This window comes from Streptosporangium sp. NBC_01755, from assembly GCF_035917995.1.
Taxonomy (GTDB): Bacteria; Actinomycetota; Actinomycetes; order Streptosporangiales; family Streptosporangiaceae; genus Streptosporangium.
Genome location: NZ_CP109131.1, coordinates 7,190,990 through 7,208,017 on the forward strand (window position 1 = coordinate 7,190,990; position 17,028 = coordinate 7,208,017).

The following is a 17,028-nucleotide window of genomic DNA, read 5'->3' on the forward strand; positions in this document are numbered from 1 at the left end:
GACGTGACCGTGGAGTTGATCAAGCACAGCGCCTCCGACTCGGACGTGCTCTGGGCGGCACGGGTCTCGACCGCGGGGGAGCAGTCCCTGGAGGAGATCGGCAAGGATCCCGCGCGGTCCAGAGGTCTGATCAACTTCCTGATGCGCGACCGGCACGGCAGCCCTTTCGAGCACAACTCGATGACCTTCCTCGTCAGTGCGCCGATCTTCGTTTTCCGTGAATTTCACCGCCATAGGGTCGGATGGTCATATAACGAAGAAAGCGGGCGTTACCGCGAGCTTCAGCCCAACTTCTATGTTCCGGGGACGGAACGGAAGCTGGTTCAGGAAGGCCGGCCGGGTAAGTACGTCTTCGCCGAGGGCAGTGCCGAGCAGCACAAGATCGTTACCGAGGCGATGGAGGCGTCCTACCGGCAGTCCTACGCCGCCTACCGGGAGATGCTGGAGGCCGGCATCGCCCGCGAGGTGGCCAGGGCGGTGCTGCCCGTCGGGCTGTTCTCCTCGATGTACGCCACCTGCAACGCCCGTTCGCTCATGCACTTCCTCTCCCTGCGAACCAAGAACGAGCAGGCCAAGGTGCCCTCGTTCCCGCAGCGCGAGATCGAGATGGTGGCGGAGAAGATGGAGGCCGCCTGGGCGACGCTGATGCCCCTCACGCACGAGGCCTTCGTGGCCGGCGGCAGGGTCGCGCCCTAGAAGTGCACTGAAGATCTTGGTTTGAGTGGATATCGGCGCGGAGCAGGCGCCCCGGCGGCTTATGCAGTGGCGGGGTTCAGTGCCCAGGCGCCGCCTGTGTGGGTGAGTCCGAGGTTGATGAGGCGGCGGAGGTTGAGTGCGGCAGCGCGGTTGTGGAGCCAGATGTTGTTCTTGAGGACGCCGCGGTAGGGAACGCGACGGTTGCCTTTGGCGACCAGCCAGGCGATGGCGCGTTCGACGGGTGGTCGCCAGCGGCGGTACTCCTGCTGCCATCGCTGACTGGTGGCGGCCTGCTGCCGGGCGGTTTTGAGGAGGTCATAGTGGGGGTGGACGTTGAAGGTGCGTCCGGTCTTGGACGTGGTGCAGCGTTCGCGCAGTGGGCAGGTGCGGCACAGGATCTTGAACTGGGCCTGGCGGTTACCACCTGCCAGCGGGCGGCCGAGGGTTTTGGTGTGGCCTGCCGGGCAGGTGACGCGGCCGGTTTGGGTGTCGACCTGGAAATCGTCGGTGGTGAAGCCGCCGGGGACGGCTTGGCGTAGCGGCGGCGGCTTGATCACCAGGGTGTGGCCGTCGGCTTGGAGGGTCTGTCGCAGGTCGCCGGTGCCGTAGGCGGTGTCGCCCAGTACCGTCAGGGCATCGTCGTCGCCGGCGAGGAGGCTTCGGGCGACGGCGGCCTCGTGGTTGTCCGCGCCGCTGCCCGCGGTGAGGGCGACCTCGGTGAACAGCCCCGCCTCGGGCTCGAACGCGGCATGTGCGCGAAAGCCGTCCTGGTGGCGGGTGCGGTTCTTGTGGATGTGGCGGGCCTCGGGGTCGACCGTGGACACGATGCGGTCGTGGGCGGTGCGCCGGGCGATCCGCCATCGGCCGTCGGAGCCGTCGGCGGGCTCGACGTCTTGTCCTGCGACCAGTGCCAGCAGTCCGAGGGCGCCTGCCGCCGTCTCGCCGAGCGGTTGGCCGGGCACGTGAGCGATGAGATTAAGGGCGTCGGTGACCAGGGCGTCGACCAGTGTGTCCCGCGCCTGCTGGTCGTTCCAGGCGATCTTCGGCTTGCCGGGGTCGGTGTAGTCGTGGGCGGTGCACCACTGGGCGGCGACCGGCTCGGCGCCGGGGACGTCGCGGATGACCCGGCGGATCGCGGCGATGAGCTGGGTGACGGTGTCCTGGGTGGCGACCGCGTCGTCCAGCACGGTGGAGTCCAACGCCCGGCGCTGCCTGCCTTTGAGGACGCCGGTGGCCGCGACGACTTCCCTGACCTTGGTGAACAGCCGGTTCGGATCGGCCGAGCGCTGCAGGCGCCGTCGGAAGTAGGTCAACAGCGACGGGTCGAACGCGGTGTCGTACAGACCCAGGCCGCAGGCGGCCTTCCACCTCAGGTCACAACGCAGTTCCTGAACCGTCTCGAAGTCCGACAGCCCGTGCAGGCTCTGCAGGACGATCACTGTGGCGAGCACCTGCGGCGGCATGCTCGGCCGCCCGTTCGCCGAGGGATACATGTCCGTGAACATGTCTGCTGGGAACAGCGTCTGCCGATGTTCGGCCAGGAACGCGAAAACGCTCCCGGCTGGGATCAGCTCCCGGCAGGTCTGCCACACATCCGGCCCTACCGGTTCTCCAGCCCATTCACCCTGCACGCAACGAGTCTGGCCCCGAATCATCCGAGGCGGGACCAGAACGCAAGATTTTCAGTGCACTTCTAGACGAGAGGTTCCGAATCTGTCGGCCTCGGGCAGCGCGTGGAGCGTGGCCTCGAACTGCTCCACCGGCCACGGCTCCACCGGCTCGTACGGGTTGCGCAGCGCCCAGATGGCCGGGGCGTCCAGGGCGGTGCGGGCGCGGGCGGTCAGCTCGTGGTCTCCTGGCGGCGTGAGAGGGTGGGCAGGACGAGGATCTCGGCCCCCGGGGGCAGCGCGCAGTCGAGGCCGCCGAGATGCCGGGCGTTCTCGCCGCAGACGAACATGCTGATGTGCCGGCGGATGCTCCCGTAGTCGTCGCGGAGCCGCTGCTCCAGCGACGGGTGCATGCGGCGGAGCATGTCGAGAGCGGAGCCCAGCGTGGGGTCGCCGTCCTCGCGGTCGGCGACGGCGAAGACGCGGACCTCGGTGCTCTCGCCGGCCCAGTGCCGCAGGGCGCTGGGAAGCATGAAGGTCACGAGCGTGACGGGTCTGGCCATCGGTTCAGAGCGCCGCGCGGCGCGGGGTGGGCACGACCGGTGGACCCGACGGGCGGGTGCCGCGGCCGGGGGTGGCCGCGTGCCGGCGGCGGGTGTGGCCCTGGCCTCGGAGGAGCCGCCGGTGGAGGGGGCCGGGGGCGGATTCGTACGGATGGACGGCTCCGGCCGAGGGGCCGTGCGGGGAACGGGGGCGGCGGTCGAGAGGGGGGCACGGGCTGTGAGGGGGGCAGTCGTGCATGACCATCTCCTTTCGGATTGGGCCTCATGCTGCCACGCCATGCCGTGTCCCGCCGGGCTCTATGGAATTTGCGTAATCATTTTGGGGGATTAATCCTGATTGTCGTTCAGGGCTCGCCCTGCACGATGTCCCGGCGGATGTCGGCCAGGGGCACTCCGCCCCGCTGGAGCCTGTGGACCGTCTCGTTGACCATGGCGATCGGACCGCAGACGTAGGCCTCGTGGCCGGCCCAGGAGTGGAACCGCTCCATCACCTCGGCCACCTGGCCCCGCATGCCGTCGTACCCCGGTTGTCCGGAGACCACCGGCAGCACCCGCAGCCGCGGGAAGGCCGACGCCATCCGGAGCAGGTCGGCCAGGTCGTAGAGCTCCTCGGTGGTGCGGGCGCCGTGGAGCAGGTGGATGTTCGGGCGACGTCCGGAGCCGATCACATGCTCCAGGATGGCCTTGATCGGTGCCAGGCCGGTGCCGCCGGCCACGCACAGGATGTCGCGTCCGGAGTCGGTGGGAACCATGGTGCCGATCGGGGGCCCCACCATCAGGGTGTCGCCGATCCGGGTGCGCTGGACCAGCGTGGTGGAGACCCAGCCGCCGGAGATCGCGCGGACGTGCAGGCGGACCGTGTTGTCGTCCCGGGGTGCGTTCGCGATGGAGAACGTGCGCCAGACGCGCGGCCAGCGTGCGGTCTGCACGCTGACGTACTGGCCGGGGAGGTAGGGCAGGTCCCGGTCGAGCCGTAAGGTGATCACCGCGATGTCCGGAGTGCGGAGTTCGTGGTCGACCACCTCGGCCAGCCACCAGGCGGGCGACACCCCCGCGTCGGACTCGGCCGATTCGATCATGAGATTGGCGGCGGCGGTGTAGGCGGCGGTCCACGCCGCCTCTATCTCGGTGTTCCAGATCTCGGCGGCGAAGCGCCTGACCGTGGCCAGGAGCGCGTTGCCGATCGCGGTGTAGTGCTCGGCGACCACGCCGTACTTTCGGTGGTCGCGGCCGAGTTGTCCCAGGAACGAGGCCAGGCTGTCGGGACTGTCCAGGCTCCAGACGATCCTGGTCAGCGCGCCGAACAGGCGGTCGCGCTGGACGTCCATCGCCGGAGGGAACATCGTCCGCAGGTGCGGATTCTCGGCGAACAGGCGGCCGTAGAAGTATGCCGCGGCCTTGTCCGCGACGGGTTCGACGACGGCGAAACTTTCCTTGACGAGACGCGGATTCAAAGACATTTAACGAACCCACCCTAATTGACCGGCTCAAAGTCCGATCACGCAGATCCACCTCCCTGACGGTTCCGGGTGACGAGCGACCGGTTGGCCCCGGCTCACCGAGTCGCTCAAATTCAAGTCTTCCATCACCGTGTAGGCGTCACAACCGTTTCTCGGCAATATGGTGGGAAATCTAACTATCCGTAATTGGCGGGCTATTGTGCGCGACCAGGCAATCCGCTCCGAGTAAAATAAGCGAATAATAATCACGTTCGTCCTGAGTCACGGTCCCACCCTTCGAGAGATTTTCCGGCATTCCGGAGTTTCGGGTTGCCAGGGGGTTCGGGTTGCCGGGGGGTTCGGGTTGCCGGGGGGTACGACTCTTCTCGTATTCCCGCGCTGGGGGCGGGCGCTTCCGGTGAGGCGAGACCGACGCCGCGGTGCCTTCCGCGGCTGACCGGACCCGGCGGGTAAAGTGCCGGTCATGCCGTTGCACCCGCAGGCCGAGGCCTACCTGAAGACCTTCCCGACAGACCTCGGAGTCCCGCGCTCCACGCTCACACCCGAGACGATCGCCGCGATGCGGACCCTCGACGCCTTCGCCGAGCAGCGTGGTCCGATCATCCCGCTCCCGCTGGTCAGAGATGACGTCGCCGCGGGCGTACCGGTCCGCGTCTACCGGCCCGAGGAGGGCGACCGTCCCCTCCCCGCGATCGTCTACTTTCACGGTGGAGGCTGGGTCTTCGGAAGCGTCGACCGCAACGACGCCCTCGGGCGTGACCTCGCGGTGCGCAACGGGGCGGTCGTGATCTCGGTCGACTACCGGCTCGCGCCTGATCACCCCTTCCCCGCGGCCGCGGACGACGCCTGGAGCGTCGTCCAGGACGTCTTCGCTCACCCCGGCGCCTACGGGGCCGACCCCGAGCGCGTCGCGGTCTGCGGCGACAGCGCCGGGGGCAACCTCGCCGCCGTGGCCGCCTGGCAGGCCAGGGACGCCGGGCTCGAACTGGTCCACCAACTGCTCGTCTACCCGATAGCCGACGTGGCCATGGAGACCGGGAGCTACCGCGCCTACGCCAACGGCTTCGGGCTCGACGCCGACGAGATGGCCTGGTTCGTCGCGCAGTACGGAGGGGACCCGGCCGACCCCAGGCTGGCTCCCGTCCAGCTGGCAGACAAGGCCGGTCTGGCCCCGGCGACAGTGATCACCGCCGAGTGCGACCCGCTCTGCGACGAGGGTGAGGACTACGCGGCCCAGCTCGCCGCGGCCGGGGTGCCGGTCGAGGTCAGAAGGTACGAGGGAGCGATCCATGGCTTCTTCGGCTTGCCGGGCTTCTTCGACCAGGCGACCGAGGCGCGCGAGTACGCCGCGGCCCGTCTCGCTGAGGCTTTCAGCTGAGCGGGTACGGGCGGGACCAGGGAGGCGTCCCGCCCGGCTTCGGCCGAGCGGGCGCATCCGGCGATCCGGTCAGAAGCTCCTGGGAAGTCCGAGCACCTGGGTGGCCAGGTAGTTGAGCAGGAGCTCCTCGGTGACGGAGGCGACCTTGCCGATGCGGGCGTCGGCCAGCAGACGGGCCACCGGGTACTCCAGCGAGTAGGCCATGCCGCCGTGCGTCTGGAACGCGTGGTCGGCCGCCTCCTAGGCAGCCTGGGAGGCGGTCAGCTTGGCGATATTGGCCTCGGTGCCGCAGGGCAACTGCCTGTCGAACAGCCAGCCGCCCTTGGCCAGATCCTGCCAGACCTCCTCCGGCCAGCGTTTCTCGCTCTCGCACCGCTGCCAGTAGTCCAGGTCGTAGCGCGCGCAGATGTCGCCGACGCCGCGTTGGACGGCGAGGGCGCTCTCCGGAAGTGTGAAGTCCACGGTGACCAACTCCATTCTGGTTGCGCGCGCAATCGTAGAACGAAGTTCGGTAAGCCTCCAGGGTCACCGGGACACGGGGATCAGTTCTGCTGGACGGCATCCAGGCGCGGCCTGCGCGTGTGGTAGACGAAGGCGGGCGGCACGTTGCCCCACACCGTGCGGCCCGTGACGACCTCCTCGAAGGTGTCGATCAGGCGCTTCCTGAAACGCCGCGCGGGAGGAAGGCGCTTGGCGAAGCTGTAGGCGAAGGTGGTGAAGGCCGTGTGCGGACCCATGATCGCGGTGACCGCGTCCAGCAGGCGGCCCTGTGTCTCCGCGGAGAACGAGGCCCAGGGGAGCCCGCTCACGATCGCGTCGGCCTTGGAGAGACCGCGCTCCCGCAGCAGTTCGGGCAGCCGTGCCGCGTCGTCGGCCACGACGTCCACCCCCGGGTTCCTGGTGGCGAGGAAGTCGGCCAGCCTGGGGTTGATCTCGACGGCCATGTGGTGCCCCCGGCCCCCCAGCCGACGCTGGATCTCCGCGGTGAACACGCCGGTGCCGGGGCCGAGCTCGACGATCACCGGATCCCCTCGGTGGGGGACCGGCGAGGCCACCGCCTCGGCAAGCCGCCGCGAGCTCGGCGCCACCGCTCCGACGGTGCCCGGCGAGCGAATCCACTGCCCAAGAAAGAGCGTGGTGTCATTGGTCATATTGTGAAGCGTAAGGGGTGCGCCGGTGCTGCGGGCACGTCAGCCGATACGGGTTTCGACCAGGTGGGAAGCCTCGGTGCCCTGGGGGAACGGCCGGGTGCCGCGCGACCCGCGTGGCACCGTTCCCCTCGCCCGCCCCTGCTGCGGCCCTGGGCGCCCCCGGTCCCATGCCCGATGTCCCGGCGGCCCGTGTGCCGCCGGGTGCCCGTACGGCCCGTGTGAGCTCCGCACGGGTAGGGTCGGCATCAGGCGCGGGGGAGGGAGACAGACCGGTGAATCCGGAAGCATCGGGAACCGAAGATCGAATCTGGACGGTTCCCAACGCGTTGAGTCTGGCCAGGCTCCTGGGGGTGCCGGTCTTCCTGTGGCTGGTGCTGGGCCCGAGGGCCGACGGCTGGGCCGTCGCGCTGCTGATGCTGGCCGGGTTCTCCGACTGGCTCGACGGCAAGATCGCACGCGCGTGGAACCAGACCAGCCGGCTCGGCCGCCTGCTCGACCCGCTGGCCGACCGGCTCTACATCCTGGCCACCCTGTTCGGCCTCGCCATGCGTGAGATCATCCCCTGGTGGCTGGCGCTGGCCATCCCGCTGCGCGACGTGATGCTGCTGGGCATCCCGCTCATCCTGCGCCGTCTCGGGTACGGCCCCGCGTTGCCCGTGCACTTCCTCGGCAAGGCCGCCACCGCCAACCTCCTCTACGCCTTCCCCCTGCTCTTCCTCGCTCACCACGACGCCTGGTACGCCGATCCCGCCCGGATCGTCGGCTGGTCCCTGGCCATCTGGGGCACAGGCCTGTACTGGTGGTCCGGAGTGCTGTATTGGGTACAGGTGCGTCAGCTGACAAGCGAGGCCAAACGCCTTAAGAGGTGATCTGTGAAGGCCGTCGTCATGGCGGGCGGGGAAGGGACACGGCTCCGGCCGATGACCGCGAACCAGCCCAAGCCTCTCCTGCCTGTGATCAATCGGCCGATCATGGAGCACGTACTGCGCCTCCTGAAACGGCACGGTTTCACCGAGACGGTGGTCACCGTGCAGTTCCTGGCGGCGCTGGTCCGCAATTACTTCGGTGACGGCGACGAGCTCGGCATGAGCCTGTACTACGCCACCGAGGACACGCCGCTCGGCACCGCGGGCAGCGTCAAGAACGCGGCGGACAGGCTCCGCGACGACCGCTTCCTGGTCATCTCCGGCGACGCGCTGACGGACATCGACCTGAGCGACATGATCCGCTTCCACCGCGAGAGCGGCGCGATGGTCACCATCGGGCTCAAGCGCGTCCCCAACCCGCTGGAGTTCGGGATCGTCATCGTCGACGACCACGGGCGGGTGGAGCGCTTCCTGGAGAAACCCACCTGGGGCCAGGTCTTCTCCGACACCGTCAACACCGGCATCTACGTGATGGAACCCGAGGTACTCGACGAGATCGCGGCGGGGGAGTCCGTCGACTGGTCGGGAGATGTGTTCCCCCGGCTGCTGGAGCGCGGAGCCCCGCTGTACGGGTACGTGGCCGACGGCTACTGGGAGGACGTCGGCAACCACGAGAGCTACCTCAAGGCCCAGGCCGACGTCCTGTCGGGCCGGGTCAAGGTCGACATCGACGCCTTCGAGGTCTCGCCGGGCGTCTGGGTGGCCGAGGGGGCCTCGGTCGACGCCGACGCCATCCTCAAGGGCCCCCTCTACGTCGGCGACTACGCCAAGGTCGAGGCGGGGGCCGAGCTGCGCGAGTACACCGTGCTGGGCAGCAACGCGGTGGTCAGGGAGGGAGCCTTCCTGCACCGCGCGGTCGTCCACGACAACGTGTACGTCGGGCCCGGCGCCCACCTGCGCGGCTGCGTGATCGGCAAGAACACCGACCTGATGACGGCGGCCAGGGTCGAGGAGGGCGCCGTCATCGGCGACGAGTGCATCATCGAGGCCGAGGCGTACATCTCCTCCGGGGTCAAGATCTACCCGTTCAAGACCATCGAGGCCGGGGCGGTGATCAACAACAGCGTCATCTGGGAGCCGCGTGCCCAGCGCAACCTGTTCGGTCCCCGAGGAGTCTCGGGGCTGGTCAACGTGGAGATCACCCCCGAGCTGTGCGTGCGGCTCGCCAGCGCCTACGCCACCACCCTGAAGAAGGGGGCCTCGGTCATCACCTCCCGCGACTCCTCCCGCGCCGCGCGGGCGCTGAAACGGGCCGTGATCAGCGCCCTCAACGCCAGCGCGATCAACGTGCTCGACCTGGAGGCGTCCCCGCTCCCCGTGGCGCGCTTCCACACCGCCAGGGAGAACGCCGTCGGCGGCATCGCGCTGCGCACCACCCCCGGTGACCCGCAGAGCGTCGACATCGTCTTCATGGACGAGCACGGCGCGGACCTGTCACCGCCGGCCCAGCGCAAGCTGGACCGGGTCTTCTCCCGGCAGGAGTTCCGCCGCGCCTTCCCCGGTGAGATCGCCGAGCTGAGCTTCCCCGCCAGGGCGGTGGAGGACTACACGCACGAACTGCTACGCCTGATCGACATCAGCGGGGTCCGCGACGCCGACATGAAGGTCGTGGTCGACTGCGCGGGAGGCACCTCCTCGCTGGTGCTGCCCAGCCTGCTCGGCCGGGTCGGGGTGGACGTGCTGACCGTCAACAACCGGCTGGACGACGCCTCGCCCACCGAGACCCTCGCCGAGCGCCGCCGCGACCTGCAGCGCCTGTCCGAGCTCGTCAGCTCCTCCAGGGCGGCCTTCGGCGTGCGCTTCGACCCGGTGGGGGAGCGGGTCGCGCTGGTGGACGAGATGGGCCAGCTGATCAGCGAGGAGCGCGCCCTGCTGGTGGTGCTCGACCTGGTCGCGGCCGAGCGCCGCGGCGGCAGGGTGGCACTGCCGGTCACCACCACCCGGGTGGCCGAGCAGGTCTGCAGGTTCCACGGGGTTCAGGCCGAGTGGACGTCCACCGCGATCGACGCGCTCACCGCCTCCGCCAGGGGTCCAGAGATGATCTTTGCGGCCGACGGGCGCGGCGGTTTCATCGTGCCCGAGTTCGGCCCCACGGTGGACGGCCTGGCGGTGTTCCTGCGCCTGCTCGGCCTGGTCGCCAGGACCCGGCTCTCGCTCAGCCAGATCGACGCCAGGATCCCCGAGGCCAAGCTGCTGCGCCGTACCGTGCCGACCCCGTGGGCGGCCAAGGGGGCGGTGATGCGCTCGGTCATCGAGGCCGCCGAGCATCACCGCATCGATACCACCGACGGGGTGCGGGTCGTCGCGGAGGACGGCAGCTGGACCCTGGTGCTGCCCGATCCGACCGAGGCGGTCACCCACCTGTGGGCCGAGGGGTTCGACGTCGACTCCGCGCAGACCCTGATCGAGCGCTGGGCGCGGGTGGTGGAGGAGGCCGCCGGCGGTTGAGGCGGCCTGTGCGACAAATACAGCGCGGCGCCATGGACCAGGGGCAGCGTCCCCTGTAACTTTGTCACCGACCGTACCCGCGGTTCAGCGTCAACCTTGACCTTCGCGCCTCATCGCTGTATGTTGCGGCATTCGCAGTCCGAGAAAACACTTGAGAAGCGAAGAAGCGAGGCGCGCATCACTGAGCACCGTTGCCGCGTCTTCGCGGTAGGAGGCCGAGCCGATCGATGCCGAGCGTCTACTGCACGCAGTGCGGTCATGCCAATCCTGAGGATGCCCGTTTCTGTTCACGATGCGGGTCGCCGCTTACCAGGTCCGACACCCCCGGAGACAGCACATCGACAATCTCCCTCTCCGGGATCGAGGCCTACGAGGCGGAGACCGGTGAGACGCTTCTCGCCGAGCGGCAGGCCGTCGAGCAGTTGCCGGCCGGTAGCGCGTTGCTGGTCGCGATGCGCGGCCCCAACGCCGGCAGCCGGTTCCTGCTCGACAGCGACCTCACCACCGTGGGCCGCCACCCCGAGAGCGACATCTTCCTCGACGACATCACGGTCTCGCGCCGCCACGTGGAGTTCTACCGGCGCGGCGGCGGGGTCTTCACGGTCCGTGACGTCGGTAGCCTGAACGGCACGTACGTCAATCGTGAGCGCATAGAGGAGGTCCCGCTGTACGGCGGGGACGAGGTGCAGATCGGCAAGTTCCGCCTCGTCTTCCTCACCCGCGGTGCCGCTGGAGGATGATGAGCTCGCAGGCCGCTCGTGCGCACATGAGCATCGGGGAGGTGCTCGCTCTCCTGCAGGGCGAGTTCCCCGATGTCAGCATCTCCAAGATTCGCTTCCTGGAGGGCGAGGGGCTGATCGAGCCGGAACGCAGTCCCTCCGGCTACCGCAAGTTCAGCTACGCCGACGTCGAGCGGCTCCGCTACATCCTCAGCGAGCAGCGTGATCGCTACCTGCCGCTGCGCGTGATCAAGGATCATCTGGAGGCGGCCGACCGGGAGGAGCGTCCGGCCGCCCGGCCACGCGCCGTCCCCGACGACGCGCCCCCCGAGGTCCGCCTCACCCGTGAGGAGTTCCTCGCCGCCGCCGAGCTCGACGAGGAGACCCTCACGGAGCTGGAGGACTACGGTCTCCTGGCCGCCGTGGCCCGCTACTACGACGCCGAGGCGCTGATCGTGGCCCGCAGCGTCGGAGCCCTGGCCGCCTTCGGCTTGCGCGCCCGCCACCTGCGGGCGGTCAAGGCCGCCGCGGAACGCGAGGCGGGGCTGGTGGAGCAGGCCGTCGCCCCGCTGCTGCGCCGTCGCGGCCCCGGCGCGATCGACCAGGCAGACGAGACGGCGAGGGAGATTTCCGGCCTGATGCTGGAATTGCACGCCTCACTGTTGCGTTCCGGAGTCCGTGGGGCACTGGGCCGGTGAGAGCCTGACCAGGCACTCGTACCTCTACGGGTGTTACGTTGAACAAACCGGTCGGAATCCAGCGAAGACGGAGCAGCCCGTGTTGCAGATGGAGGTCGTGGGCGTTCGAGTTGAGATGCCCTCCAACCAGCCGATCGTCTTGTTGAAAGAGACGCATGGGGAGCGTTACCTACCTATCTGGATCGGCATGACGGAAGCCACGGCGATCGCCATGGCCCAGGCCGAGGAACCACCACCTCGGCCACTCACCCATGACCTGTTCCGGGACGTGCTCGAAGGACTCGGAGTCAGGTTGAGCACTGTCAACATCGTCGCTTTACGCGATGGCATCTTCTTCGCGGATCTCGTGTTCTCGAACGGGGTCGAGGTGAGCGCGCGGCCTTCCGACTCGATCGCCTTGGCACTTCGTACCGGCGCACGTATCTTCGCGAGTGAGGATGTGGTCCGGGAGGCGGGGGTCATCATCCCCGACGACCAGGAGGACGAGGTGGAGAAGTTCAGGGAGTTCCTTGACACGATCACGCCCGAGGACTTCGGCCGCGCGGGGTAGGAATTTCGGTGCATTTACGCTTCACGACGCGCCGGGTGGGGTCGTTGACTGGACTTGGCCCCAGTCCTACGGTGCAAGTGAAACCCGCGGTCATGCGTAAACCCCCAGATCAGGCCGTGGGATGAGAGAAAGCCGGAGGTCCGCGTGGCGGTCAGCAGCGGCGAGGGTAGAAACGCCGACCAGGATGACCCGGAACGGCGCCAGTCGGCACGTCAGCGCGCGGGTGAAGAGGGTCTGCTGTTCGACGGGCAACCGGTGAAAGTGCCCGCCGACATCGGCTACAGGGGGCCGACGGCCTGTTCGGCGGCCGGAATCACCTACCGGCAACTCGACTACTGGGCGCGCACCGGCCTGGTCGAACCCACCGTGAGAGCGGCCCACGGCTCCGGTTCCCAGCGGCTGTACGGCTTCCGTGACATTCTGGTCCTCAAGGTTGTCAAGCGCCTTCTCGACACCGGCGTCTCCCTTCAGCAGATCCGCATCGCCGTGCAGCACCTGCGGGAGCGGGGTGTCAACGATCTGGCCCAGATCACCCTGATGAGCGACGGGGTGAGCGTCTACGAGTGCACCTCGCCCGACGAGGTCATCGATCTGCTCCAGGGTGGCCAGGGAGTCTTCGGTATCGCGCTGGGACGGGTGTGGCAGGAGGTGGAGGGCTCTCTTGCGGATCTTCCCGGCGAACGCGCGGAGTTGGGCGGGGGCCCTTTAGACGATCATCAGGCCGATGAGTTGGCCCGCCGTCGCCGAGTACGACGAACCGGGTAAACTCGGACTCGCCACTGACCCTGTGCGGGAGAGACCCCGGCACGATCGGGGCGCCGAAGGAGCAACCTCCCCGGAATCTCTCAGGCACCCTGTACCGCACGGACGAGGCAACTCTGGAAAGCAGGCGCGCCCGCCAGGTGCGTCTCACCGACGGTGCAAGCCTCCCGGCAAGGGCAGGTGAAGCTCTCAGGTCGCGACCACGTGATGACAGTCGTGATGACAGAGGGGGAGACCCGGCATACGCCCGCGCCCAGCGCCGGTCTCCACCCCGCCCTGAGAGGCTTCCCATGACCGATCTGCCATCGCTCAGCGAGCTCGTCCCCCCGCCGTTCGCGACCCGTCACATCGGACCCGACGACGCCGGCCAGACCCGCATGCTGGAGGCGGTCGGATTCGCCTCCGTCGCCGATCTGGTCGCGGTGGCCGTGCCCGAGGCGATCCGCTCCTTCACCCGGCTGGGCCTGCCCCCGGCGGCGGGGGAGTCCGAGGCTCTCGCCGAGCTGCGGGTCCTCGCCGGGCGCAACACCGTCCTCACCTCGATGATCGGCCTGGGCTACCACGACACGATCACCCCGGGTGTCATCCGCCGCAACCTCCTGGAGAACCCGGGCTGGTACACCGCGTACACGCCCTACCAGCCGGAGATCTCCCAGGGCCGGCTGGAGGCCCTGATCAACTTCCAGACCGTCGTCTCCGACCTGACCGCCCTCGACGTCGCGGGGGCCTCCCTGCTGGACGAGGCCACCGCCGCGGCCGAGGCGATGACCCTGGCCCGCCGCGCGGGCCGCACCCCGTCGAAGGTGTTCGTGGTCGACGCCGACGCGCTGCCGCAGACCAAGGCGGTGCTGCGCACCCGTGCCGAGCCGCTCGGCATAGAGCTGGTCGAGAGCGACTTCACCGGGGGGCTCCCCGAGTGCTTCGGAGTGCTCGTGCAGTACCCCGGCGCCAGCGGCAGGGTCCGCGACTTCCGCGCCATCGCCGACGCCGCCCACGCACGAGGTGCCCAGGTGGTCGCCGCCGCCGACCTGCTCGCCCTCACCCTCCTGGCCGCGCCGGGCGAGCTCGGCGCCGACATCGCGGTCGGCTCCTCGCAGCGCTTCGGCGTCCCCCTCGGCTTCGGCGGCCCCCACGCCGCCTACATGGCGGTCCGCGAAGGTCTCCAGCGCCAGCTGCCCGGCCGCCTGGTCGGCGTCTCCCAGGACGTCGAGGGGCGTCCCGCCTACCGGCTCGCGCTCCAGACCCGCGAGCAGCACATCCGTCGCGAGAAGGCCACCAGCAACATCTGCACCGCGCAGGTGCTGCTCGCCGTGATCGCCGGCATGTACGCCGTCTACCACGGCCCCGAGGGCCTGCGCAGGATCGGCCGCCGCATCCACCGGTACGCCGTCGTGCTCGCCGAGGGCCTGCGCCAGGGCGGCGTCGAGGTGGTACACGACACCTTCTTCGACACCGTGCTCGCCCACGTGCCCGGGCGTGCCGCCGAGGTCGTCGCCGCGGCCCGGGAGAACGGGGTCAACCTGCGCCTGGTCGACGCCGACCACGTGGGCGTCACCTGCGACGAGAGGACCGAGGTCCTCCACCTGGAGCAGGTCCTGGCCGCCTTCGAGGTCAGCGGCACGGTGCTGGCAGACCTGGACGCCGCCGCGCACGACGCGCTGCCCGGCGCGCTGGCGCGCGTCAGCGACTACCTCACCCACCCGGTCTTCCACAGCCACCGCTCCGAGACGGCCATGCTGCGCTACCTGCGCAGGCTCCAGGACAAGGACATCGCGCTGGACCGCTCGATGATCCCGCTGGGCTCCTGCACCATGAAGCTCAACGCGACCACCGAGATGGAGCCGATCACCTGGCCGGAGTTCGCCGGGCTGCACCCGTACGCGCCCGAGGACCAGGCCGCGGGCTACGTCGAGCTGATCGGGGAACTGGAGCGCTGGCTGGCCGAGGTCACCGGTTACGACGCCGTGTCGATCCAGCCGAACGCCGGCTCCCAGGGCGAGTTCGCCGGTCTCCTGGCGATCCGCGCCTACCACACGGCACGCGGCGAGTCGGGCCGTGACGTCTGCCTGATCCCCTCGTCCGCACACGGTACCAACGCCGCCAGTGCCGTCATGGCGGGCATGCGCGTTGCCGTGGTCGCCTGCGACGACAACGGCAACGTGGACCTCGACGACCTCGTCGCGAAGATCGAAAAGCACCGTGACCGGCTTGCCGCGATCATGGTGACCTACCCGTCCACGCACGGCGTGTACGAGGAGACGATCGTCGACGTCTGCGCGCTGGTGCACGAGGCCGGCGGGCAGGTCTACGTCGACGGCGCCAACCTCAACGCGCTGGTCGGCCTGGCCAGGCCGGGTGAGTTCGGGGCGGACGTCTCCCATCTCAACCTGCACAAGACCTTCTGCATCCCGCACGGCGGCGGCGGCCCCGGTGTCGGCCCGGTCGCGGTCCGCGCCCACCTGGCCGACTACCTGCCCGGCCACCCGCTGCGCGGCGGCTCGGCGGTCGGCCCGGTCTCGGCAGCCCCGTACGGCTCCGCGGGCATCCTGCCCATCTCCTGGGCCTACATCAGGATGATGGGCGCCGACGGGCTGAAGGCGGCCACCGAGCAGGCCATCCTGTCGGCCAATTACCTGGCGCGCAGGCTCGACCCCCACTACCCGGTCCTCTACACCGGCCGCGGCGGCCTCGTCGCCCACGAGTGCATCATCGATCTGCGACAGATCACCAAGGAGACCGGTGTGACGGTCGACGACGTGGCCAAGCGCCTCATCGACTACGGTTTCCACGCGCCGACCATGTCCTTCCCGGTGGCCGGCACGCTGATGATCGAGCCGACCGAGAGCGAGGACCTGGCCGAACTCGACCGGTTCTGCGAGGCGATGATCGCGATTCGCGGTGAGATCGAGAAGGTCGCCTCCGGCGTCTACGACAGGGGCGACAACCCGCTGAGCAACGCCCCGCACACGGCCGGCAGCCTCGTCACCGACGAGTGGGGGCATCCCTACACCCGTACCGAGGCGGCCTACCCGCTGCCCTCGGTGCGCGAGGGCAAGTACTGGTCGCCGGTCCGCCGCATCGACCAGGCCTACGGCGACCGCAACCTGGTGTGCTCCTGCCCTCCCCTGGAGGCCTACGAGGACTGATCCTCTCCGCGGCCCGCATCTCGCGAGAACCGCGTATCCGTAGGGAATGCGGGAGGACGGACGGCGCCCCGAGTGGTTAGGCTCGGGGCGTCTCCGTATCCGGGAAGGACCCTGCATGCCTGAGGTGGACACCCGTCCCTTGGACACCGCGCGAAGACTGGCCGAGTCCGGCGACCTCGACGGCGCCGCCGTGATCTTCGCGGAGCTGGCCGCCGACCCCGACGAGCCCGATCGGGCACAGGCGGCGGTGGGCCTCGCCGTGGTGCGACAGGAGCGCGGAGACGTGCCGGGCTCCCGCGCGGCCGCGCGCACCGCGCTGGCGACGGGGCACCCGGAGTTCGCCGCCCAGGCCGCCTGCCTGCTCGCGGGGAGCTTCGAAAGGGAGGGGCTGGCCGACCAGGCCCGCGCCGCCTGGCAGGCCGCGCTGGGCGTCGGCCACCCCGCCTACGTCCCGTCGGCGCACATGGCCCTCGCCAGGCTCGCCACGGGCGCGGAGGAGGCCGAGCGGTCGTTGCGTGACGCGCTGGCCACCGGCGACCCGGAGATCGCCCCACGTGCCGCTCAGCGGCTGGCGGAGGCGTTCATCGAGGAGGGGGAGCCCGAAGAGGCCGCCCAGGTGCTGCTGGAGGCGCTCTCGGTACCGGACGTGGCCGAGGTGCCGAGGCTACGGGTGATGCTCGGCATCGCTCACCTGGAGCTGGCGTGCGCCGAGTTCTCCGGCGCGATCGAGGAGGGCGGCGACGTCGAGACCGGCGCGCTGGCCATCGAGCTGCTGGCCCGCACGTTCCCGCTCAGAGGGCGCGTCGAGGACGCCGAGCGCGTGTGGCGCTACGGCCTTGACAGCGCCGACGCCGACCTCGCCGCTGAGGTCCGCCTCCGCCGGGGCCGTGACGTCTGAACCCCGTGGAGCGCGGGCGGGGACGG

The 17,028-nt window shown here is 69.5% G+C and carries 15 protein-coding genes, 1 pseudogene and 1 riboswitch; of the genes and pseudogenes, 10 read left to right on the forward strand and 6 right to left on the reverse strand.

All coding sequences use genetic code 11. The annotated features are described in order from the left end of the window. Positions 1–3 precede the first annotated feature (3 nt). Positions 4–696 carry an FAD-dependent thymidylate synthase gene (gene thyX / locus OG884_RS33200; protein ID WP_326639483.1) on the forward strand — a complete coding sequence of 231 codons (693 nt, stop codon included), beginning with the start codon at positions 4–6 and terminating at the stop codon, positions 694–696. A gap of 59 nt (positions 697–755) precedes the next feature. Here thyX and OG884_RS33205 read toward each other — a convergent pair whose 3' ends face one another. The 3 genes from OG884_RS33205 to OG884_RS33215 form a co-directional block, all read right to left on the reverse strand. Further along, positions 756–2,327, reverse strand: coding sequence for an IS1182 family transposase (locus OG884_RS33205; protein WP_326639485.1), 1,572 nt, complete (start codon positions 2,325–2,327; stop codon positions 756–758). A gap of 209 nt (positions 2,328–2,536) precedes the next feature. Beyond that, positions 2,537–2,866 carry a hypothetical protein gene (locus OG884_RS33210; protein ID WP_326639488.1) on the reverse strand — a complete coding sequence of 110 codons (330 nt, stop codon included), beginning with the start codon at positions 2,864–2,866 and terminating at the stop codon, positions 2,537–2,539. A gap of 344 nt (positions 2,867–3,210) precedes the next feature. Beyond that, positions 3,211–4,326: a globin domain-containing protein gene (locus tag OG884_RS33215; protein ID WP_326639490.1), complete on the reverse strand. Its 1,116-nt coding sequence runs from the start codon at positions 4,324–4,326 to the stop codon at positions 3,211–3,213. A 463-nt stretch (positions 4,327–4,789) separates the two neighbouring features. On the opposite strand from OG884_RS33215, the gene OG884_RS33220 reads away from it, so the two are divergent. Then, positions 4,790–5,704, forward strand: coding sequence for an alpha/beta hydrolase (locus OG884_RS33220; protein ID WP_326639492.1), 915 nt, complete (start codon positions 4,790–4,792; stop codon positions 5,702–5,704). A 69-nt stretch (positions 5,705–5,773) separates the two neighbouring features. On the opposite strand, the pseudogene OG884_RS33225 reads toward OG884_RS33220, so the two are convergent. From OG884_RS33225 to OG884_RS33235, 3 genes and pseudogenes are all read right to left on the reverse strand, one after another. Beyond that, positions 5,774–5,932: pseudogene (locus OG884_RS33225) on the reverse strand (acyl-CoA dehydrogenase family protein); the annotation flags it as partial. Between the two features lie 12 nt (positions 5,933–5,944). Continuing rightward, positions 5,945–6,166, reverse strand: a complete 222-nt coding sequence (locus OG884_RS33230) for a hypothetical protein (RefSeq protein WP_326639494.1) — start codon at positions 6,164–6,166, stop codon at positions 5,945–5,947. Between the two features lie 80 nt (positions 6,167–6,246). Beyond that, positions 6,247–6,855, reverse strand: coding sequence for a class I SAM-dependent methyltransferase (locus OG884_RS33235; RefSeq protein WP_326639495.1), 609 nt, complete (start codon positions 6,853–6,855; stop codon positions 6,247–6,249). 272 nt (positions 6,856–7,127) lie between these two features. Here OG884_RS33235 and OG884_RS33240 point away from each other — a divergent pair, with 272 nt between their 5' ends. From OG884_RS33240 to OG884_RS33275, 8 genes are all read left to right on the forward strand, one after another. After that, entirely contained in the window at positions 7,128–7,724 is a 597-nt protein-coding gene (locus tag OG884_RS33240) for a CDP-alcohol phosphatidyltransferase family protein (RefSeq protein ID WP_326639497.1), read from the forward strand. Positions 7,725–7,727: 3 nt separating this feature from the next. Further along, a complete protein-coding gene (locus OG884_RS33245; protein WP_326639499.1) occupies positions 7,728–10,229 on the forward strand; it encodes a mannose-1-phosphate guanyltransferase in 2,502 nt (833 codons plus the stop codon). Positions 10,230–10,456: 227 nt separating this feature from the next. After that, the gene (locus tag OG884_RS33250; RefSeq protein ID WP_030915019.1) at positions 10,457–10,969 is read left to right on the forward strand and encodes an FHA domain-containing protein; all 513 of its coding nucleotides are present in this window, start codon (positions 10,457–10,459) and stop codon (positions 10,967–10,969) included. A gap of 26 nt (positions 10,970–10,995) precedes the next feature. Further along, entirely contained in the window at positions 10,996–11,646 is a 651-nt protein-coding gene (ftsR, locus tag OG884_RS33255; RefSeq protein WP_442811583.1) for a transcriptional regulator FtsR, read from the forward strand. A 79-nt stretch (positions 11,647–11,725) separates the two neighbouring features. Beyond that, on the forward strand, positions 11,726–12,196 hold the full coding sequence (locus tag OG884_RS33260; protein WP_326639501.1) for a bifunctional nuclease family protein: 471 nt from the start codon (positions 11,726–11,728) through the stop codon (positions 12,194–12,196). Positions 12,197–12,340: 144 nt separating this feature from the next. Further along, the gene (locus OG884_RS33265; RefSeq protein ID WP_442811584.1) at positions 12,341–12,961 is read left to right on the forward strand and encodes a MerR family transcriptional regulator; all 621 of its coding nucleotides are present in this window, start codon (positions 12,341–12,343) and stop codon (positions 12,959–12,961) included. 15 nt (positions 12,962–12,976) lie between these two features. Continuing rightward, a riboswitch (glycine riboswitch) is annotated at positions 12,977–13,068 on the forward strand. A gap of 180 nt (positions 13,069–13,248) precedes the next feature. After that, entirely contained in the window at positions 13,249–16,104 is a 2,856-nt protein-coding gene (gcvP, locus tag OG884_RS33270; protein WP_326639503.1) for an aminomethyl-transferring glycine dehydrogenase, read from the forward strand. Between the two features lie 115 nt (positions 16,105–16,219). Continuing rightward, positions 16,220–17,002, forward strand: a complete 783-nt coding sequence (locus tag OG884_RS33275) for a tetratricopeptide repeat protein (protein WP_326639506.1) — start codon at positions 16,220–16,222, stop codon at positions 17,000–17,002. The last annotated feature ends 26 nt before the right edge of the window (positions 17,003–17,028 follow it).